Here is an 18,811-nt window from a genome sequence, read left to right as displayed (position 1 = left end):
CGATTGAACCACTCGCCGGATCGCCACGTATGGCAGGTGTTCAACGGACTTTCGAGGAGGACCTGATGAGGCGTGTGGCCGCTGTAATGGGAGTAGTCGTGCTGGGGCTCGGCGCGTTGACTGCTTGTGGTGACGACAAGGGCGCGGACAGCAAGGCAAGCGGCGGTACGTCGCAGTCCGCCGACCAGTTGAAGGTTGCGGACAGCGGACTCGGCAAGATCCTTGTCGACGGCAACGGCCGGACCGTGTACGTGTTCGACAAGGACACCGCCGGCAAGTCCAACTGTGAGGGCGACTGTCTGGCGAAGTGGCCGGCTGTGGCCGCTGGGGACAGTACGCCGAAGCTGGACGGCGTGGAGGTCTCCACGATCACCCGGTCGGACGGCAGCAAGCAGTTGGCTGTGGGCGGACTGCCGATCTACCTGTTCGCGTCTGACTCGAAGGCCGGTGAGACCAAGGGGCAGGCCGTCGGCGGCGTCTGGTGGGTCGTTGGCCCGGACGGGAAAAAGATCACGACCCAGCCGTCGACCGATGGCAATTCCGGCTACTGAGTACTACCCCGGGTGGGCACCCGCTATCGTTCCGACGGTGGGTGCTAACCAGGGGCAGGACGCGGCCGAGACGTTCGTCCGCTCCCTGTACGCCGAGCACGGTCGGAGCGTGCTCGCGTATGCCACCCGGCTGACCGGCGACCGCGCTGCGGCGGAGGACGTCGTACAGGAGACTCTGGTCCGGGCTTGGAAGCATGCAGACGACCTGAATCAGACCAAGGGCTCGGTGCGGGGCTGGCTGCTGACCGTGGCGCGCAACATCGTCACTGACCGAGCCAGAGCGCGAGCAGCCCGACCTGTCGAGGTTGCCGACGTGGTTGACCAGCCTCCGGTCGAGCGGGACCACTCCGAGGCAGTGGTGAACACCATGGTGGTGCTGGGCGCACTGGACCAGGTCTCACCCGAGCACCGTGAAGTGTTGGTCGAGCTGTACTACCGGGGCCGCTCAGTGGCCGAGGCGGCCAAGGAACTCGGTGTGCCGCCGGGTACCGTGAAATCGAGAACGTACTACGCCCTCCGAGCTCTGCGCGCGGTGATGGCAGGACCGGAGGTGACCCGATGAGTGAACACGATCACTCGCAGCTGGGCGCCTATGCACTGGGTGCGTTGGAGCCTGCCGAGATCCGTGAGGTCGACGAGCACCTGGCGACGTGTGCCGAGTGCCGGACCGAGCTGGCCGAGCTCGAGGAGATGAAGGAGCTCCTCGGCGAGGTGCCGCCGGAAGCGTTCCTGGACGGACCGCCCGAGGACGGTGACCTGCTGCTGCAGCGCACCCTCCGTGAGGTGCGCCAGCCGGTTAAGAAGAGCCGGAAGCCGTGGCTGCTGGTCGCGGCCGCAGTGGTCGTCGTGGCCGGTGCGCTGGGCGGCGGCGTACTGATTGGTCGTCAGACAGTTGACCAGGCCGATGCGCCCGTTCCAGGTTCCAGGCAGGTCAGTGCGGTCGACGCGGTGACTGGTACGTCGATGACGACCACCGTGGAGCCCCGTGAGGGCTGGACGTGGGTGCGGGTGCAGATCACCGGTCTGAAGCCTGGTGCCGAGTGCGTGATGTTCGTGACAGACAAGGCCGGCAAGACCTGGACTGCGGGCAGCTGGCTGGTCTCGGGCAAGGCAGCGCAGGACGGTAGCCGGTTCGGTGGCGGTGTGCTGGTGCGGCCGGACCAGGTGCAGTCGGTCGAGATCAAGACCGTGCAGGGCGAGCACGTCGTCACCACCACCGTCTGAAATCTGGTTGCGGCCTCGGGAGAGGATTGAGTCGTGGCTACTTCCGCAGACGATCTCCGCGCCCGTCGTAAGTCCGCCAGCGACGCCTGTGACCGCTGGCTGTCACAGGCGCGGGTCCCGGCGCCGGAGCGGCTCCGACGCCTGGCGGAGGCCGCCACCGACGAGCGCTACGACAGTTACGGCCACGGCGGCGACATCGAGGCGCTGGAGCAGGAGGTCGCCGACCTGCTGGGCAAGCCGGCCGCGGTCTTCATGCCGTCCGGCATCATGGCGCAGCAGAGCGTCCTGCGTGTGTACGCCGACCGTGCGGGGACCAAGCGGGTAGCAGTCCACGGACAGTCCCACCTCCTGGTGCACGAGCTGAACGCACTGGAAGAGGTGCACCACCTCCGGATCGAGCGGCTGACCTCCGACCCGCGGCAGCCGCGGCCGGACGAGCTGGCCGCGATTCCGGGGAAGCTCGCCGCGGTGACGCTGGAACTGCCGCTGCGCGAGCCGGGGTTCCTGCTGCCGACCTGGGACGAGCTGGTGGTGTTCGCCGAGGCGTGCGCGGAGCGCGGCGTACCGCTGCATCTGGACGGCGCGCGCTTGTGGGAGAGCACGCCGTACCTGGGACACAGCCTGGCGGAGATCTCCGCGCTGGCCACGTCGGTGTACCTGTCGTTCTACAAGGTGCTCGGTGGACTGGCCGGTGCGGTCCTGGCCGGGCCGGAGGACGTGATCGCCGAGGCCCGGCGCTGGCAGCGACGCCTGGGCGGCAACCTCTACACGATGCTCCCGTACGCCGTCGCCGCGCGCGAAGGGCTGCGGGCAGTCCTGCCGCAGATGGACGACCTCTACAAGCGAGCAGTCGAAGTCGCCACCGCGCTGCAGGCCGCGGGCTATCGGGTGGTCCCCGAACCGCCGCACACCAACTCGTTCCAGGTCTACGCGCCCCGCGACGCCGCCGTGATCGAGGCCGCGACGGTCGACCGGATGGAGCGCACCCGCGAGTCCATTTGTGGCCCTTGGCAACCAACCGCCGTACCGGGCTGGTCGTGGATCGAGCTGGTGATCACGCCGCACACCCTGCAGTGGTCAGTGGCCGAGATCACCAAGGCGTTCGGGGAACTTTTGCGCGACTGAGATCGTCCACTGGTTAGACGCTGGGGATCTGGGTTGGGAAATCGGGGAGAGAAGTGCTGACGTTCGTTGTAACCATGGTTGTTCTGCTGGTCCTGGCCGGGCTGGTCCTGCTCGCGGTCGCGCGAGGTGAGGGCAAACACTTCGGCTAGCACTAGTCTGCGGAAGATGAGACAGCTCATCTTCCAGGAGTATGTGACGCTCGACGGGTTCGCCGCCGACGCGGACGGCGAGACGCCGTTCTTCGCCACGGTCGGCGAGCACGATGCCGAGGACCGGGCGACGTTCGAGCGGATCGACACGATGCTGCTCGGCGCCGAGACGTACAAGATCTTCGTCGCCTTCTGGCCGACGGAGGCCGCGGCCGCCGAGCCGATCACCCCGTTGCTCAACGGGCTGCGCAAGGTGGTCGTCTCGACGACCCTCGCGGAGGCTCCGTGGGGAGCGCATGAGCCGGCGACAGTGGTCCGTGATGTCGAGGCTGTGCGCGAGCTGAAGGCCGAGGACGGCAAGGACATCATCTTGTGGGGGAGCATCTCGCTCTTCCACTCGTTGCTCGCTGCCGGGCTGGTCGACGAGATCCAGCTGCGCGTGTGCCCGGTGCTGCTGGGTGCGGGCCGGCCTGTCTTCTCCGATCAGCGGGTGGCCCTCGAGCTGATCGAGGCGCGCCCGTGGGCCGGCAACGGCGTACTGATGCGCTACCGGCCGGCTAGCTGATCGTCACGGTGGCCTGGACCGGGAAGTGGTCGGAGGCGTCTCGGGCCGTCTCGTCAGTGAGGGTCCGCGTGGTGATCTCCAGACTCGGACCGATGCTGCCGACGTAGTCCAGGACGTTGCGGTAGGTGCGGTAGCGGTGGGGGAGCACTCGGTTGAGGCTGCCGTCGAAGGTGGGTTCGTGGATGGGGCCAGTGAGGATCGTGCCCCCCAGGGTGCGTTCGGCCTCGGCGAGGTCGCGGCCGTCGGGGTAGTACTCGACGTTGAGGTCGCCGACGACGAGCACTGGTTCACCGGCTCCCGCCGTACTGGCGACGAAGCGGCGTAGCTCGTCCAGCTGCTGCATCCGTACGGCGTGATGGGAGCCGCGCTCGTCCGCCTGCAGGTGAGTCGCAGCAACCCAGAGCCGGCCCACCGGTGTCTGCAGGGCGACCAGAGCGGCGCCCTTGTTGGAGAGGGCGTCTGAGGTCAGCGGCTTGTACGCCCGATAACGGTGCTGGTGTTGCTCGAGGACCGGCAGCCGACTGGCGATGTAGATGCCGCCACCGGCGAGCGTGCTCCAGCGCCGGTCCCGGCCCGATGCGCTCGTCCACGCGCGGTTCTTCCGGCCGACCTCTGGAGTGACGGCGTACCCGCGCTTGCCGAGGCCGTGCAGCACCAGCCTGCGGGCCGGCCGGTTGAAGGCTTCGTTGAGTACGACGATGTCGGCGTCGGCCGTCTCGAGAACCTGCGCGGCCAGCGCTGCCCGGCGTGCGGAGCCGAACAGCGGCAGCTGCAGGATGTTGTAGGTGATCAGCGTGAGGCCGAACCCCGCAGCCATGTCCTGACTCAGCCGCGCATCGCCGAAGCCAAGATGCCGGGGAGCCGGCGCAGCTTGCCATCCGCGGCGAAGCGAGTGAGCCGCTCGGCCGTGGCCAGCGCGGTCTTGTTGGTGACGAACCACGGCGGCCGCGGCGACATCGCCAGCTCACCCGAACCGATCGAGCGCGGGAACGGTGTGAACGGTCCACGAACGACGGTCTTCTGCGCCCGGTCGAACAGCAACGCGTTGTGCACCACGCCGGTCCCACTCTGGATGTCGTCCGGCGTGTGACCGGGGAACGCGCCCCAGGTCGCGCGCGGGCTGGCGTAGCCGACACCTGTCCACGCGTTGATCGCCACTGTCCCGAACCGCAGCGCCGCCACCGCGTCGTCCAGCTTCGGACCCAGCTCGCGGAGCGTCCGCGGGTGTACCAGGATGTTCGCGCCGAGTGTGCCGTGCAGTTGCTCGTTCGCGAACGTCACCGCCCGCTCCAGGAACCCTGCCGCAGGCAACGTCGTGGTCGCCAGCACCGGTGCGAAGAACTCGGTCGTGAACGCGTAGGCCTTCGGGTCAGACGCGTCGACGCCCGTCACCAGCGTGCGGTTGCCGGTGAGTGCCTCGGCCTGCGCATAGGCGTCGGCCGCGCCCTGGCGCCGGTCGTCGGCACCGGGGTAGTAGGCGGGCCGCTGCTCGGCCTTCTCGAGTGCGCTCCGTACGGCGGCGATCAGGGCCTCGGTGTGCTCCCAGCCCTCAGGTAGCACCAGCACCTGCGCGGCGATGCAGTTGAACCCGCTGTTCTGCAGCTTCTGGGTGGCGATGTGCTCGGCCTGGAAGGCGATGTCGGCCTTCGACCATGGGCCCGGTACGACGATCGTCGGGCCGACCCCGCCGAGCTCCGCGGAGACCGGCTTCGGGTTGACGCGTTCATCCCGCTCGCGACGGGCCGCTGCCTCCGGACCGACGCCGTACACGATCGCGTCGTGGGTGCGCTCGCTGCCGGTCACATGGATCGTGTCGACGCCCGCGTGCGTGCAGAGATACTCGCCGACGTCGGCGCCGCCGTACACGAACCGGACGTACCCGTCCTCGATCAGCGGCGCGAAGATCTCCTCGAAGGTCGGACCGAGGTAGTCGTTGACCGGGTTCAGCTTGCAGACGACGACCTCGTTGTCGGCGTACAGCTTGTACAGCAGGTCGAGCGGTGCGATCGAGGAGACGTTCCCCGCACCGAGCACCAGCGCGACCTGGCCGGTGGGCCGCGGGCCGCGGTACGCGCTCCCGAGGCTGTCACGGACGTTGGCCGGCGTAACACCTGGCTGCATCCACACCTCGGTGCTGAAGCCGTTCAGCAGCAGCCACTCGTTGAAGTCGTGCGGTGCGACCCGTACGACGGTCTGCCCGTCAGCGCGCTGGCTCACCTTGGACCCACGCAGCGGGTCGGTGCCGGCGTCGAGGGCCTGCAGCGTCTCGGTGATCGCGTTGATCCAGCCCAGTACGGCGTACGGGCCACCCAGCCACTCCTCGTTGAGCAGGGGGGAGTCCTGACGCAGCCCTTTGGCCTGTGCCGCCAGCGCGACCCAGGCATCCGCCCGCCCGGCTACGAGGGTCCGGATCCGGTTCAGGTAGTCGAGCCGGCCGGCGATCGGCAGCTCGGCCCACCGCTCCTTGGCCCCCGCGAGATCACTGATCGCCCCTTCGAGCGCTGTGCTGTCCATGCCCCATCGTAGGCAGCACCCCACCGAAACTGACAATAGTTCAGTTATTCCCTTCGGGGCGATGATGCCCGATCGTGGTGGGATGACGGATATCGACGTTCCGCGGACCTCGGCGCTGGCTGAGCCGGTCACCCGGGTTCCGGCGTACTGGGCTCGGTACTGGACGCTGGCGAACTTCGGCATCTTCATGGCGTACTTCGCCACCCAGCAGGTGCTGCTGCCGCGCCATACCAACGAGGTCACCGACAACGTCAGCTCGGCCGCGGTCTCCGCGCAGAGCCTGGCCAATCTCGTGGCTGCTCTCGTCACTGTCGTCGTCTCGGTGTTGGCCGGTGCCTTCTCGGACCGGACGCTGAACCGACGTGGCCGCCGCCAGCCGTGGGTCCTCTACGGTACGGCGCTCGCCGCCGTCGCGTTCGTCTTCCAGGGACTGCAACACGGCGTACTCGGCATCGTCCTCGGCTGGGCCGTTTTCCAGGTTGGGTACGCCGCAGTCAGCGTCGCGCTGCAGACCGCCGTACCGGATGAGGTTCCGGTCAATCAGCGAGCGACCATCTCCGGCTACCAGGGTGTCGCTCAGTCGGTCGGACCGGTGGCCGGCGTCGTGGTGCTGACGCTGCTGCTGACCGGCATCCTTGACGCGTACGTCGGCCTCGCCGTGCTGATGTTCGTGCTGGTGCTCCCGTTTGCCCTGTTCACGAAGGGGATCCCGCTCGCGCGCAGTGAACGGCCGCCGCTGGATCTCAAGGCGATCGCGGTCGGTGTTGTCGCTCCGCTCAAACACGCGGACTTCGCCTGGGCCTTCGGGCAGCGCTTCATGATCCAGCTCTCCAACGCGCTGGCCCAGATCTTCCTCTACCAGTACCTCAAGGACGAGGTGCACACCGATCCCGACAACGGCACGCTGGTCCTCATCCTGGTCTACACGGTCGCCGTCGTGGCCGTCGCGGTGCCGTCGGGCCGCCGGTCCGACAAGTCCGGCAAGCGCAAGCGCATGGTGGTGATCGCCTCGGCCCTGCAGGGTTCGGCGGCATTGCTCTTCGCCTTCGTGCCGCAGATGTCGGCTGCGATCGTCGGCGCCGCGATTCTGGGAATCGGGTACGGCGCTTATCTGTCGGTCGACCAGGCCCTGGTCACCCAGGTGCTGCCGCACGCAGAGGATCGCGGGAAGGACCTGGGCGTCATCCAGATCGCCAACTCGCTGCCGTACGTCTTCGCCGCCGGCGCCGGTGGGTGGCTGATCAACTCGTTCGGCTTCCCGACCCTGTTCCTCGCCTCGTGCTTCGCCGGGCTGGCCGCAGCCTTCCTGGTAATGCCGATCAAGAGCGTCGCCTGACAGTTCGCCGTACCTGCGCCACCCGCCATCGGCCGCGCCGCACGGTTTCAGCAGGCCGCCTTTGGCGGTCGAGTGGCTGGCCGCCGAAAAGACTCGGGTTGCCCCCTGAACTGGTGGGTTGCCCCTTGAGATTTTCAGCGGGCAACCCACCATCTGAAGGGGCAACCCCTATGCCGCATAGTTAGGCGGTTCGGGGTCGTGTCAAATGCGGTGCCGTCTGCGGCGCTGGGGAGCGGTACCCCGCCGAATCGGGTGGCAGGACTCCCCAGCCTCTGGAACAGTGCAGGCCGGTCCTCCCCAAACCGGTTTGGGGAGGACCGCAGCCCTATTCGGGGGGTGAATCCTCCCCGAACCGGTTTAGGGGGCGCGATCCAGCTCCCGAGCCGGGTCGCCGTGCCGAGTGGTTCATCGTGCGGTGCGAGGGGGCAGGGTGTGCCTTGACGGGCGCGTGTTCAGCCGACGGCGTTGATGATGGCTTTGACGATGGGGGCGGCGACCGTGAAGGTGGGGAGGACGAGCAGCAGGGCGGCGGCGGTGTAGGTGCCGACGGCAAGTGCTGTGTTGCCGGGCTCTGGGTCGGCCAGTCGCTGAACGCGCAGCACGGTGGAGGATTTGGCCGCAGCTAGGGCGGCTTCGGGGGCGGGGGAGCCGGCCAAAGCAACCAGGGCTCTCGCCAGTGGACGTGGGCCGTTGCGGCGGCGGGCGTCGTCGTCGGCCAGGAGCTCGACGAGCGTGCGGGCTTGGTCGAGCGCTACCTCGCTGCGTACCCAGCGGGGGAAGGCTGCGTGGAGTGCGGTGAACGCCTCCAGCACCAGGTCGTGTCGCGCACGCAGATGTGCCTGCTCGTGAGCGAGGACCGCCTTGAGCTCAGTGTCGTCGAGCCGGTCGAGCGCACCGACGGACACGACCACGCGGTGACCGCTGATGGCAGGTAGGCAGTAGGCGAGCGGCGTTTCTTCAGCTAGGACACGCAGTCCGGGGATCAGGCCATCCGGTGTGGCCAGTACGTCGACCAGGTCGCGGTGCCGTCTTCGTCGCGCCCGCGTGCCGACGGCCACCTTCCCTGTGGCCCACAGGAGTCTCAGGACAACCAGTGCGGTCATGGCGAGGATCGCTGCGGCCAGGAGGTCGCGTGGTGACGACGGATCGAAGCGTGGCTCGCCTGGCTCACCCGCGGTGGAGTAGGAGAGCGCGATACCGGCACCAAGAGCAGCCAGTACGGCGGCCAGCGCGATCGCCTGCCAGAGCGCGACGGCGGCGCGGGGGACGCGGTACGGCCAAGAGGAACGTGCCAGCAGAGCCGGCGCCGGTCCGGTGAGCACCAGGGCCAGTGCGGCCAACAGGACCGGGGTGATCACCCCTCCCGCTCCTCCAGCTTGGCCAGCGCCTCTCTGAGCAGCGCGGCCTCTTCGTCACTGACCTGGCCGACGAACCGGACCAGGGCCTCACGGCGATCGCCCGCGCGATCGAGGGCGTCCCGCATGAGGTCGGCGGCCATCTCCTCGCGTGGTGCGGCGGCCCGGTAGCGCCAGGCCTTCCCGTCGCGCTCGCGCTCGGTGAGATTCTTCTTCGCCAGCCGGTCCAGGACCGTCATCACGGTCGTGTAGGCGAGGTTGCGGGTGGTGGAGACCTGCTCGTAGACAGCGCGCACCGTGAGCGCGTCGGGCGCCGCCCATAGTTGCTCCATGACGACTCGCTCGAGATCGCCGAGCGGCCGCGGGGCCTTCTCCTCACTGGTCACGTGACCAGTGTAACTACACGTTGTAGTAGATCCGTTGTAGCATCTACTACGTAACGTCGTAGATGTGTTCTGGAGGGGTTCCGTGGACACGCTGGATCTGGCCCGGTGGCAGTTCGCCGTCACCACCGTTTATCACTTCTTCTTCGTGCCGGTGACGATCTCGCTGGTCGCGATCACCGCCGGGTTGCAGACCGCGTGGTACCGGACCGGCAAGGAGAAGTACCTGCGGCTGACCAAGTTCTACGGGAAGCTGTTCCTGATCAACATCGCGATGGGTGTGGTCACCGGTCTCGTCCAGGAGTTCCAGTTCGGGATGAACTGGAGCGACTACTCGCGCTTCGTCGGCGACGTGTTCGGCGCCCCGCTGGCGCTGGAGGGGCTGCTCGCGTTCTTCGTCGAGTCGACCTTCATCGGCCTGTGGATGTTCGGCTGGGACCGGCTGCCGAAGCTGGTGCACCTCGGCTGCATCTGGATGGTCGTGCTGGGCACGCAACTGTCGGCGTACTTCATCCTCGCGGCCAACTCGTGGATGCAGAACCCGGTCGGTTTCCGCTACAACGCCGAGCGTGGGCGGGCCGAGCTGACCGACCTGTGGGCGGTGCTCACCAACAAAGTCGTGCTCGTCACCTACCCGCACACGATCTTCGCGGCCTTCATGGTCGGCGGTGCGTTCGTGGCCGGGGTCGCGTTGTGGCATCTGCTCCGCCGGCCGACGGTCGACCGGGAGGTGTTCCGGTCCGCGCTGAAGATCGGTGCGGTGATCGTGCTGGTGGCCAGCGCCGGGGTCGCGCTCAGCGGCGACCGGCAGGGCAAGGTGATGACCGAGGTGCAGCCGATGAAGATGGCCGCCGCCGAGGCGCTCTACGAGACCGAGAAGCCGGCGTCGTTCTCGGTCTTCACGATCGGCACGCTGGACGGTTCGAAGGAGATCTTCTCGATCAAGGTGCCGTACCTGCTGTCCTTCCTTGGCACCGGTCACCTCGACGGCGAGGTGAAGGGCATCAACTCGCTGCAGCAGGCGTACGAGACGCTCTACGGACCGGGCTCCTACAGCCCGAACGTGCCGCTCGCCTACTGGACCTTCCGCCTGATGATCGGGGTCGGGATGGCCTCCGGCGCGATCGCACTGTGGTTGCTGTGGGCAACCAGAAGGGGGCGGGCGCCGGCCAAGTGGCTGATCTGGGTGGTCGCACCGCTGCCACTGCTACCCCTGGTGGCCAACTGCTTCGGCTGGATCTTCACCGAGACCGGTCGCCAGCCCTGGCTGGTGTTCGGGCTGCTGCCAACGGCCTCGGGTGTTTCGCCGGGCACCACCGCGGGCGAGGTGATCACGTCGCTGGTCGGCTTCACCGTCCTGTACGGCGTGCTCGCGGTGGTCGAGGTGAAGCTGATGCTCCGCACGATCCGGGGTGGACTGGCTGGGACGGACGCCCCCGCGCCCGGCTCCGAGCCGGACGATTCCGAATCCGCCGAACCGCTCTCGTTCGCGTACTGAAGGGGCTGACTGATGGAGCTCACGACTGTCTGGTTCCTCGTGATTGCGGGGCTGTGGACCGGGTACTTCGTGCTGGAGGGTTTCGACTTCGGCGTCGGCGCGCTGCTGCGAGTGATCGGCCGGGACGAGCCCGAGCGCCGGGCGGCGATCACCACGATCGGCCCGGTCTGGGACGGCAACGAGGTCTGGCTGGTGATGGCGGGTGCGGCCACGTTCGCCGCGTTCCCGGAGTGGTACGCGACGCTGTTCAGCGGGTTCTACCTGCCGCTGTTCGCGATTCTGGTGGCGCTGATCCTGCGCGGGGTCGCGCTGGAGTACCGCGGGAAGCGCGCCGACCTGTTGTGGCGTGGACGGATGGACACGCTGATCACCATCGGCTCGGTGGTGCCAGCGCTGCTCTGGGGGATCACCTTCGCCAACCTGGTTCGCGGCGTACCGCTGGACAACTCCCACGAGTTCGTCGGCAGCCTGGGCGATCTGTTCAGTCCGTTCGCACTGCTCGGCGGGGTGACGTTCGTGGCGGTGTTCGTCACGCATGGCGCGATCTTCCTGGCGCTGCGGACCGACGGCGTATTGCGCGAGCGGGCGAACCGGCTGGCCGCGCGGCTCGGGGTTGTGACCGCAGTCCTGGCCGTCGCCTTCCTCTGGTGGGCACAAGCGCTGCGTGGTGACACCGGCTCGGCGATTGTGGCCGCTGCTGCTGCACTGGCCTTCGTCGGCGGTCTGGTGGCCAACAGGTTCGGCCGTGAAGGCTGGGCTTTCGCCGGTACGGCGGTGGCGACCGGGCTGGCCGTGGTGTCGTTGTTCGCGGCCCTGTTCCCCGTGGTGATCCCGTCCACGCTGGACCCGCAGTCGACACTGACCGCGGTCGAGGCGGCCTCAACGGCGTACACGTTGAAGATCCTGACGATCATCGCCGGCATCTTCACTCCACTGGTGCTGCTCTACCAGGGCTGGACGTACTGGGTGTTCCGCAAGCGGGTCGTGGTGGCATGAAGCCCCTCGACCCAAGGCTGTTGCGCCGGGCGCGAGCGGCCCGGGTTTTCCTGGCTGCGTCGGTTCTGATCGGCATCGCCAGTGGCGTGCTGATTGTCGTGCAGGCGGTCCTGCTGGCGCGTGGGATTGCAGGGGTGGTGCTCCGCGGCGCTGACGTGACAGGGGTGGCGTGGGCGCTGGCTGCGGTGGTGGCTGGTCGTGCGGCGCTGCTGTGGCTGCAGGAGGTGGTGGCGCAGCGCACTGCGGCTGCGGTGAAGTCCACTCTGCGGCGGCAGGTGCTGGAGCACTCGCTGAAGCTCGGTCCGGTGTGGCTGAGTGGTGAGCGCAGTAGTGCGCTGACCACGCTGCTGACCAAGGGACTCGACGACCTTGATCCGTACTTCGCCCGCTACCTGCCGCAATTGGTGCTCGCGGCAACGGTTCCGGCCGGAGTGATCGGCTGGATGGCGACCGGCGATCTGATCGCGGCCGGGACGGTCGTGGTCACGCTGCCCCTGATTCCGATCTTCATGGCGCTGATCGGCTGGGCGACGCAGGCGCACAGCCGACGGCGGCAGCGTGCGCTGGGGGTGCTGGCTCACCACTTCACGGATGTGGTGACAGGCTTGCCGACGCTCAAGCTGTTCGGTCGCGCCAAGGCCCAGGAAGACGCCGTGCGGCGGGTGACGGATCGGCACCGGGTTGCGTCGATGAGCAGTCTGCGGGTCGCGTTCCTGTCGTCGTTTGCGCTGGAGTTGCTGGCCAGCATCTCGGTGGCGCTGGTGGCGGTCGGAGTTGGGCTGCGGCTGATCAACGGGCACCTGGGGCTGGAGACCGCGCTGATGGTGCTGATCCTGGCGCCCGAGGCATACCTGCCGCTGCGTCAGGTCGGCATGCAGTTCCACGCCAGTGCGGATGGGGTGGCAGCCAGTGAAGAGGTGTTCCGGGTGTTGGAGACGCCGCTGCCGGAGCGCGGGGAGCGGACCGACGTACCGGATCTAACGGCTACGGCTCTGCAACTGCATGACGTGACGGTGCGGTATCCGGGTCGGTCGGAGCCGGCGCTTGATGGGTTCGACCTGGAGGTTCGGCCCGGTGAGGTGGTCGCGCTGAGCGGAGCCAGTGGGGCTGGGAAGTCGACGGTGCTCGCAGTGTTGCTCGGCTTCGTGGTTCCGGAGCGAGGTGTGGTCGTGGTTGGCGGGAGTGCGGCGGACGAGTTCGAACCGAGCGTGTGGCGGCGGCAGTTCGCCTGGGTGCCGCAGCGGCCGGGACTGCGGATGGGGACGGTCGCGGACAACGTGCGGCTTGGTCGGCCTCTGGCGTCCGATGACGAGGTGCGGTTGGCCTTGCTGGCGGCGGGTGCTGGTGAGCTGGAGCTGGACAAGGCGGTGGGGGAGCGCGGGCAGTTGCTGTCGGGCGGTCAGCAGCGGCGAGTCGCGCTGGCTCGTGCGCTGGTGACCGATGCGCCTGTGCTGCTGCTCGACGAGCCGACGGCTGGGCTGGACGCCGAGGCGGAGGCAGCAGTCGTTGCAGGGTTGCGAGCCACCGGTCGGACCGTGCTGATGGTCGCGCACCGGCCCGCACTACTAGCAGCCGCCGATCGAACAGTCGTCGTGGGAACCCGAGAGTTGGTGCCGGCATGAGCAGTTGGGCATTGGTGCGGCCGGAGGGCCGAGTGTGGTGGCGGTTGGTGCTCGCGTTGGTTGCGGGCGTCGCTGCGTCTGGCTCTGCGGTGGCGTTGCTGGCGACCTCGGCCTGGCTGATTACCACTGCGGCGGCTCAGCCGCCGGTGCTGATCCTGATGGTGCCGATCGTGGCGGTGCGCGCGTTCGGTGTCGGTCGTGGCGTCTTCCGGTACGTCGAACGCCTGGCCGGCCACGACGCGGCGTACCGGGTGCTGGGGGAGACGCGGGCGCGGATCACCGGTCGGCTGGAGCGGATTGCGCCGGGTGGGTTGAGTGGTCGTCGGCAAGGGGACCTGCTGGCCCGGCTGGTGCTGGATGTGGATGCGGTCCTCGATCTGTGGTTGCGAGTGCTGTTGCCGGTGGCGGTCGCCATGGTCACGGCCGCCGCGACCGTGACGCTGTTAGTGCTCCTGTTGCCGGTGGCCGGAGTGGCCGTCGCGTTGGCGGTGCTGATCGCGTGCACCGTCGTACCGTGGCTGACCGCGAGGACGGCCGCGCGGGCGGAGCGCCGGATCGCGGGTGAGCGTGGTGACGTGGCTGCGGCCGCCACCGAGACGCTGCTGACCGCGGGCGACATCGTCGCCTTCAATGCGGTGGACGACGTACTGGCCGCCTTCAGTGCGCATGACGACCGGCTGGCGGCGGCAGAGCGTCGGTCGGCCTGGAGCGCTGGGCTCGGCGGTGCGCTGCTGGTGCTGTGCGTGGGCGGGGCGAGCGTTGCGGGACTGGTGCTGGGCAGTACGGCGAATATCACCGGCGCGGTGTTCGCCGTACTCGTCCTTACTCCGCTGGCGTTGGCTGATGTCCTCGGTGGGATCCCGGCGGCCGCTCAGCTAGCCATTCGAGTCCGGGCGGCACTCGGCCGGGTCCAGGAGCTCGTCGACGCGCCCGAGCCGGTGCATGAGCCCACATTGGCCGCGGCGCTACCGCGGGGGCGTGACCTAGAGGTGAAGCACCTGCACGTCGGGTACGGCGACGACGACGTACTGGATGGGCTCAGCCTGGACATGCCGGCCGGGAGCCGCGTGGTGATCACGGGGGTGAGCGGATCCGGCAAGAGCACGTTGGCGGCGGTGTTGCTCCGGTTCCTGGAGCCTCGAGATGGTGAGGTGCTGATGGACGGTGTGGATCTGGCGAGTCTCGAAGGCGACCAGGTGCGGTCGGTGGTGGGGCTGCTGACGCAGGAGAGCCACGTGTTCGACACGACCATCCGGGAGAATCTGCTCCTCGCGCAGCCCGGTGCGAGCGACCTGCGGCTGTGGCGGGCGCTGTATCTCGCGCGGCTCGGGGTATTCGTCGAAGGGCTGCCGGACGGGCTGGACACGATGGTGGGCGAGCACGGTGCCCGGCTGTCCGGTGGTGAGCGGCAGCGGCTGGCGTTCGCCCGGTTGCTGCTCGCGGACCGCGACGTACTGGTGCTGGACGAGCCCACCGAGCACCTGGACGAGGAGACCGGCCGGGCACTGCTGGCGGACCTGTTCGCGGCGGCCGGGCGGCGGACCGTCGTACTGCTGACTCATCGGCCCGAGCTGGCACCCGCTCACGCGCTGCGACGGGCGGTGCGCCTCCCGTGACGGACGCGGCATCCTTCGTGCGGGATGCGAGGGGCGGGCCGGGCGTCTGCCAAGATGAGTAACCGTGTTCACCTCACAGCTTGTCACCTTGCTGACTGACCAGGTCCTGATCGCGATCATCGTCGTCGCGGTCGTTGTACTGGGCGGCGCGACCGGACTCGTCGTGACCCGGCGCCGGCGCTCGGCGCTGCCCACGGCGGAGCGTCCGGCGTCGCTGGACACCGCCGAGCCGAAGGTTGGCGACGACGCCGAGACACCGCGCGACACTCCGACCCGGACGCTCGAGGACACCGAGCTGCCGGATGAGGCCGCGACGCTCGACAAGCCCGAGTCCGCGCAGGGTCGGCTGGTTCGGCTCCGGGCACGTCTGGCCCGCTCACAGGGCTCCCTCGGGAAGGGCCTGCTCGCGCTGCTGTCGCGGGACAAGCTCGACGAGGAAGCGTGGGAGGACATCGAGACCACCCTCATCACCGCCGACGTCGGCGTGGCGCCGACCCAGGAGCTGGTGGAGAAGCTGCGCACGCGGATGCGCGTCGAGGGTGTCGGGGCCGCACAGGCCCGGGACATCCTCCGCGAGGAGCTGATCGCGCTGGTCGACCCGTCGATGGACCGCTCGCTCGCGGTGACTCGCCGGGAGACGCAGCCGGCCGTCGTACTGGTCGTCGGCGTGAACGGCACCGGTAAGACCACCACGGTCGGCAAGCTCGCCCGCGTGCTGGTCGCCGAGGACAAGCACGTGGTCCTCGGGGCGGCGGACACGTTCCGGGCCGCGGCCGCGGACCAGCTGCAGACCTGGGGTGAGCGCGTCGGCGTCCGGACCGTGCGCGGTCCCGAGGGCGGTGACCCGGCCAGCATCGCGTTCGACGCGGTCAAGCAGGGCATCGCGGAGGAGGCCGACGTCGTCCTGGTGGACACCGCCGGGCGGCTGCACACCAAGACCGGCCTGATGGACGAGCTCGGCAAGGTCAAGCGCGTCATCGAGAAGTCGGCCGAGGTCGACGAGGTGCTGCTCGTCATCGACGCCACCACCGGTCAGAACGGCCTCACCCAGGCCCGCGTCTTCGCCGAAGTCATCAACGTAACTGGCCTGGTGCTGACCAAGCTCGACGGTACGGCGAAGGGCGGCATCGTCATCGCGGTGCAGCGCGAGCTCGGCGTACCGGTCAAGCTCGTCGGCCTCGGTGAAGGCGCAGACGACCTGGCCCCCTTCGACCCCGAGCAGTTCGTCGACGCCCTCCTCGACTGATTTCATCGGAACATGTCGAGAGCCCGGTGCTGGCTTCGTCCTCCGGGAAAAGCACAACCGAGGAGGACCCTGAGATGACCAAGTTCCTGTTGCTGATCAACCACGATGGCGGTACGGCGGCAACGACCATGCACGAGTGGGACGAGGCGGACCGCAAGGCCCACCTGGACCACCTGACCGCGACACTGGACCGGCTCCGCGAGAGCGGCGAGCTGGTCGACGTGCAGGGGCTGACCTGGCCGAAGCACGCCAAGGTGGTGCGGGCGGCGAGTGTGAGCGCGCCGGTGATCACGGACGGGCCGTATGCCGAGGCCAAGGAGATCCTGGCCGGGTACACGATGATCGACGTCGAGTCGGAGGAGCGCGCGCTGGAGATCGCCGCCGAGCAGTCCAGTGCGCCTGGGCCCGGTGGCGTGCCCATCGAGCAGCCGATCGAGGTCCGCCGACTGATGGGTTCGGATGCAGACTTCTGGGACATCTGAGCACCAACTCGAGGATCTGCTGCGTGAGCTGACGCCGCAGGTCCTCGGGGCTGTCGTCCGGCGGTCCGGTGACTTCGCCGCGGCCGAGGACGCCGTACAGGAGGCTTTGCTCGCGGCCGCGACCACGTGGCCGCGGGACGGGCAGCCGGACAACCCGAAGGCCTGGCTGATCCAGACCGCGTCGCGGCGGTTCATCGACGAGATCAGGCAGGCCCAGGCCCGACGGGCCCGGGAGGAACGGGCCGCGCTGCGCGAGCTGCCGCCGGAGGAGGTCGAGGAGTACGACGACACTCTCCGGCTGCTGTTCCTGTGCTGTCACCCGGGGCTGACGCCGGCCTCGGCCATCGCGCTCACGCTGCGGGCGGTCGGTGGGCTCACCACCGCTGAGATCGCCACGGCGTACTTGGTGCCAGAGGCAACGATGGCGCAGCGGATCAGCCGGGCCAAGAGCAAGCTCAAGGGTGAGACCTTCGAGCTGACCGCCGATGCGGACCGGCTGCGCAACGTGCTGCATGTGCTCTATCTGATGTTCAACGAGGGCTATGCGACCAGCAGCGGCTCAGAGCTGCACCGGGGCGACCTGTCGAGTGAGGCGATCCGACTGACCCGCGCTGTGCACGCACAGCTCGACGACGGCCAGGTCACCGGTCTGCTGGCCCTGATGCTGTTGACCGACGCCCGTCGGGCAGCGCGCACCGGTAGCGCCGGAGAGCTCATCCCGCTTGCCGAACAGGACCGCACGCTCTGGAACGCCGACTACGTCGCCGAAGGCGTCGAGCTGGCCGTGAAAGCGTTCCACACGCCACCACTGGGTGAGTACCAGTTGCAGGCCGCGATCGCTGCCCTCCATGACGAGGTGCAGCGCGCGGAGGACACCGACTGGCCGCAGATCTTCGCGCTCTACGGACTGCTCGAGGACCTGTCGGGCAATCCGATGGTGAAGCTCAACCGCGCCATCGCAGCAGCCATGGTCGACGGACCGGACGCAGGTCTCAAGCTGTTGGAGCCGCTGGACCAGGAGCTGAGCGGCAACCATCGGCTCGACGCGACCCGCGGCCATCTGTACGAGATGCAGGGCGACACCGACACCGCGGTGAAGCATTTCCGGGAGGCAGCTCGCAGTACGACGAGTCTGCCCGAGCGCGACTATCTGCTGAAGAAGGCCGACGCGCTCACTGGTACTGAGCAAACGCCGCACTGATGTCGTCATCGGTTGCCAGCAGCAACCGTAGGAGCACCCGCGCCTTGTAGGGGTCGAGGAAGCCACCGTCGATCAGCCCACGCTGCAACAGATCGGTCTCCGCACCCGGAGCGTTGTACGTGTTCCGCACGATCGAGCCACCGCCAGTGCGCGACGTCAGTACGACGGGCATCGCCGCCGCGAGCTCACCGAGTACCGGAGCGAGCGCCGCCGGCACGTGTCCCGCACCGAAGCCGGCCACCACCAGACCCTGGTGAGTCTCGGCCAGCCCCTTCAGCAACAGACCATCGTCATCCATGGTCATCGTGTAGAGCGCTACCCGGTTGGCGTCCAGGTCGGCCGGCTCCGCACTGCCCTGGACACCGTCCAGCCGTGCCGGACGGGCGAGGATGCGGACCTGGTCCTCGACCACATGGCCGATCGGACCGACGTTGGGCGACATGAAGGTCGCCGTACTGGTGCTGTGTGTCTTGCGGACCCAGCGGGCGGCGTGGATCTCTTCCTTGAACACCACCAGCGCACCGAGGTCGCGGGCGACAGGGGAGCAGGCGACGCGGCAGGCGGCCAGCACATTGGCCGGTCCGTCCGGTCCGGCCAGCGTGGGGTTGCGCATGGCACCAGTCAGGACGAACGGTTGCGAGTGCGGCCACACCTGGTCAACCAGGAACGACGTCTCTTCCAGCGTGTCCGTGCCTTGCGTGACGACGACTCCGGCGGCGCCGGCAGCTACTGCCTTCGACGCGGCGTCGACGACCTCAAGCACCTTCGCTGCGGTCAGGTTGGCGCTCGGGACCGCTTCGATGTCCTGGATCTCTACTGGATGGCCCAGCTCGGCCAGACCGGGCACGGCCGCGGTCAGATCCGCTCCGTTCAGCCGGCGGCCGCCGGCCATCGCGATGGTGCCGCCCAAGGTGAACAACGCGACGCTCACTACCAGCTCCTCAATAG

The 18,811-nt window shown here is 68.5% G+C and carries 18 protein-coding genes; 13 read left to right on the top strand and 5 right to left on the bottom strand.

Annotation, left to right across the window (positions count from 1 at the left end):
* Positions 1-65: 65 nt before the first annotated feature.
* The 5 genes from ACFVWG_RS28435 (at position 66) to ACFVWG_RS28415 (ending at position 3,614) form a co-directional block, all read left to right on the top strand.
* On the top strand, positions 66-551 hold the full coding sequence (locus ACFVWG_RS28435) for a hypothetical protein (protein WP_391546482.1): 486 nt from the start codon (positions 66-68) through the stop codon (positions 549-551).
* A gap of 37 nt (positions 552-588) precedes the next feature.
* The gene (locus tag ACFVWG_RS28430) at positions 589-1,113 is read left to right on the top strand and encodes a sigma-70 family RNA polymerase sigma factor (protein ID WP_391546481.1); all 525 of its coding nucleotides are present in this window, start codon (positions 589-591) and stop codon (positions 1,111-1,113) included.
* Entirely contained in the window at positions 1,110-1,775 is a 666-nt protein-coding gene (locus ACFVWG_RS28425) for an anti-sigma factor family protein (protein WP_391546480.1), read from the top strand. Before ACFVWG_RS28430 ends, ACFVWG_RS28425 begins: the two co-directional genes overlap by 4 nt.
* Positions 1,776-1,808: 33 nt before the next feature.
* Positions 1,809-2,900 carry a threonine aldolase family protein gene (locus ACFVWG_RS28420; protein WP_391546479.1) on the top strand — a complete coding sequence of 364 codons (1,092 nt, stop codon included), beginning with the start codon at positions 1,809-1,811 and terminating at the stop codon, positions 2,898-2,900.
* A 165-nt stretch (positions 2,901-3,065) separates the two neighbouring features.
* Entirely contained in the window at positions 3,066-3,614 is a 549-nt protein-coding gene (locus ACFVWG_RS28415) for a dihydrofolate reductase family protein (RefSeq protein WP_391546478.1), read from the top strand.
* Here ACFVWG_RS28415 and ACFVWG_RS28410 read toward each other — a convergent pair.
* Complete coding sequence (locus ACFVWG_RS28410; RefSeq protein ID WP_391546477.1) at positions 3,607-4,431, bottom strand: sphingomyelin phosphodiesterase; 825 nt, start codon at positions 4,429-4,431, stop codon at positions 3,607-3,609. The genes ACFVWG_RS28415 and ACFVWG_RS28410 overlap by 8 nt on opposite strands.
* A gap of 8 nt (positions 4,432-4,439) precedes the next feature.
* The gene (locus ACFVWG_RS28405; protein ID WP_391546476.1) at positions 4,440-6,128 is read right to left on the bottom strand and encodes an aldehyde dehydrogenase family protein; all 1,689 of its coding nucleotides are present in this window, start codon (positions 6,126-6,128) and stop codon (positions 4,440-4,442) included.
* Positions 6,129-6,210: 82 nt separating this feature from the next.
* Between ACFVWG_RS28405 and ACFVWG_RS28400 the strand changes: the two genes are divergently transcribed.
* Positions 6,211-7,464, top strand: a complete 1,254-nt coding sequence (locus ACFVWG_RS28400) for an MFS transporter (RefSeq protein WP_391546475.1) — start codon at positions 6,211-6,213, stop codon at positions 7,462-7,464.
* A gap of 452 nt (positions 7,465-7,916) precedes the next feature.
* On the opposite strand, the gene ACFVWG_RS28395 is transcribed toward ACFVWG_RS28400, so the two are convergent.
* Both ACFVWG_RS28395 and ACFVWG_RS28390 read right to left on the bottom strand, forming a co-directional pair.
* Entirely contained in the window at positions 7,917-8,822 is a 906-nt protein-coding gene (locus tag ACFVWG_RS28395; protein WP_391546474.1) for a M56 family metallopeptidase, read from the bottom strand.
* Positions 8,819-9,205, bottom strand: a complete 387-nt coding sequence (locus ACFVWG_RS28390; protein WP_391546473.1) for a BlaI/MecI/CopY family transcriptional regulator — start codon at positions 9,203-9,205, stop codon at positions 8,819-8,821. Before ACFVWG_RS28390 ends, ACFVWG_RS28395 begins: the two co-directional genes overlap by 4 nt.
* An 82-nt stretch (positions 9,206-9,287) precedes the next feature.
* Here ACFVWG_RS28390 and ACFVWG_RS28385 point away from each other — a divergent pair, with 82 nt between their 5' ends.
* The 7 genes from ACFVWG_RS28385 (at position 9,288) to ACFVWG_RS28355 (ending at position 17,863) form a co-directional block, all read left to right on the top strand.
* Positions 9,288-10,700, top strand: coding sequence for a cytochrome ubiquinol oxidase subunit I (locus tag ACFVWG_RS28385; protein ID WP_391546472.1), 1,413 nt, complete (start codon positions 9,288-9,290; stop codon positions 10,698-10,700).
* Between the two features lie 12 nt (positions 10,701-10,712).
* Positions 10,713-11,696: a cytochrome d ubiquinol oxidase subunit II gene (gene cydB / locus ACFVWG_RS28380; RefSeq protein ID WP_391546471.1), complete on the top strand. Its 984-nt coding sequence runs from the start codon at positions 10,713-10,715 to the stop codon at positions 11,694-11,696.
* Entirely contained in the window at positions 11,693-13,318 is a 1,626-nt protein-coding gene (gene cydD / locus ACFVWG_RS28375; RefSeq protein WP_391546470.1) for a thiol reductant ABC exporter subunit CydD, read from the top strand. Before cydB ends, cydD begins: the two co-directional genes overlap by 4 nt.
* Positions 13,315-14,934, top strand: a complete 1,620-nt coding sequence (cydC, locus tag ACFVWG_RS28370) for a thiol reductant ABC exporter subunit CydC (protein ID WP_391546469.1) — start codon at positions 13,315-13,317, stop codon at positions 14,932-14,934. The genes cydD and cydC overlap by 4 nt, the downstream gene beginning before the upstream one ends.
* A 64-nt stretch (positions 14,935-14,998) precedes the next feature.
* On the top strand, positions 14,999-16,180 hold the full coding sequence (gene ftsY / locus ACFVWG_RS28365; RefSeq protein WP_391546468.1) for a signal recognition particle-docking protein FtsY: 1,182 nt from the start codon (positions 14,999-15,001) through the stop codon (positions 16,178-16,180).
* Between the two features lie 74 nt (positions 16,181-16,254).
* Positions 16,255-16,662, top strand: coding sequence for a YciI family protein (locus ACFVWG_RS28360; RefSeq protein ID WP_391546467.1), 408 nt, complete (start codon positions 16,255-16,257; stop codon positions 16,660-16,662).
* Positions 16,640-17,863, top strand: a complete 1,224-nt coding sequence (locus ACFVWG_RS28355) for an RNA polymerase sigma factor (RefSeq protein WP_391546466.1) — start codon at positions 16,640-16,642, stop codon at positions 17,861-17,863. Before ACFVWG_RS28360 ends, ACFVWG_RS28355 begins: the two co-directional genes overlap by 23 nt.
* On the opposite strand, the gene ACFVWG_RS28350 is transcribed toward ACFVWG_RS28355, so the two are convergent.
* Positions 17,835-18,794 (bottom strand): asparaginase, encoded by a 960-nt coding sequence (locus ACFVWG_RS28350; RefSeq protein ID WP_391546465.1) that lies wholly within the window; start codon positions 18,792-18,794, stop codon positions 17,835-17,837. The two genes, ACFVWG_RS28355 and ACFVWG_RS28350, sit on opposite strands and share 29 nt — an antisense overlap.
* Positions 18,795-18,811: the final 17 nt, after the last annotated feature.

Origin of the sequence: Kribbella sp. NPDC058245 (assembly GCF_042882005.1) — a bacterium.
Classification (GTDB): domain Bacteria; phylum Actinomycetota; class Actinomycetes; order Propionibacteriales; family Kribbellaceae; genus Kribbella.
This window is presented reverse-complemented; position numbering and strand designations above follow the sequence as displayed.

What these genes read in the sequence shown, in the direction of transcription:
- ACFVWG_RS28435 (WP_391546482.1), top strand. Translation starts at nt 66, where the DNA reads ATGAGGCGTGTGGCCGCTGTAATGGGAGTAGTCGTGCTGGGGCTCGGC.
- ACFVWG_RS28425 (WP_391546480.1), top strand. Translation starts at nt 1,110, where the DNA reads ATGAGTGAACACGATCACTCGCAGCTGGGCGCCTATGCACTGGGTGCG.
- ACFVWG_RS28415 (WP_391546478.1), top strand. Translation starts at nt 3,066, where the DNA reads ATGAGACAGCTCATCTTCCAGGAGTATGTGACGCTCGACGGGTTCGCC.
- ACFVWG_RS28410 (WP_391546477.1), bottom strand. Translation starts at nt 4,431, where the DNA reads ATGGCTGCGGGGTTCGGCCTCACGCTGATCACCTACAACATCCTGCAG.
- ACFVWG_RS28405 (WP_391546476.1), bottom strand. Translation starts at nt 6,128, where the DNA reads ATGGACAGCACAGCGCTCGAAGGGGCGATCAGTGATCTCGCGGGGGCC.
- ACFVWG_RS28400 (WP_391546475.1), top strand. Translation starts at nt 6,211, where the DNA reads ATGACGGATATCGACGTTCCGCGGACCTCGGCGCTGGCTGAGCCGGTC.
- cydB (WP_391546471.1), top strand. Translation starts at nt 10,713, where the DNA reads ATGGAGCTCACGACTGTCTGGTTCCTCGTGATTGCGGGGCTGTGGACC.
- cydD (WP_391546470.1), top strand. Translation starts at nt 11,693, where the DNA reads ATGAAGCCCCTCGACCCAAGGCTGTTGCGCCGGGCGCGAGCGGCCCGG.
- cydC (WP_391546469.1), top strand. Translation starts at nt 13,315, where the DNA reads ATGAGCAGTTGGGCATTGGTGCGGCCGGAGGGCCGAGTGTGGTGGCGG.
- ACFVWG_RS28360 (WP_391546467.1), top strand. Translation starts at nt 16,255, where the DNA reads ATGACCAAGTTCCTGTTGCTGATCAACCACGATGGCGGTACGGCGGCA.
- ACFVWG_RS28355 (WP_391546466.1), top strand. Translation starts at nt 16,640, where the DNA reads ATGCAGACTTCTGGGACATCTGAGCACCAACTCGAGGATCTGCTGCGT.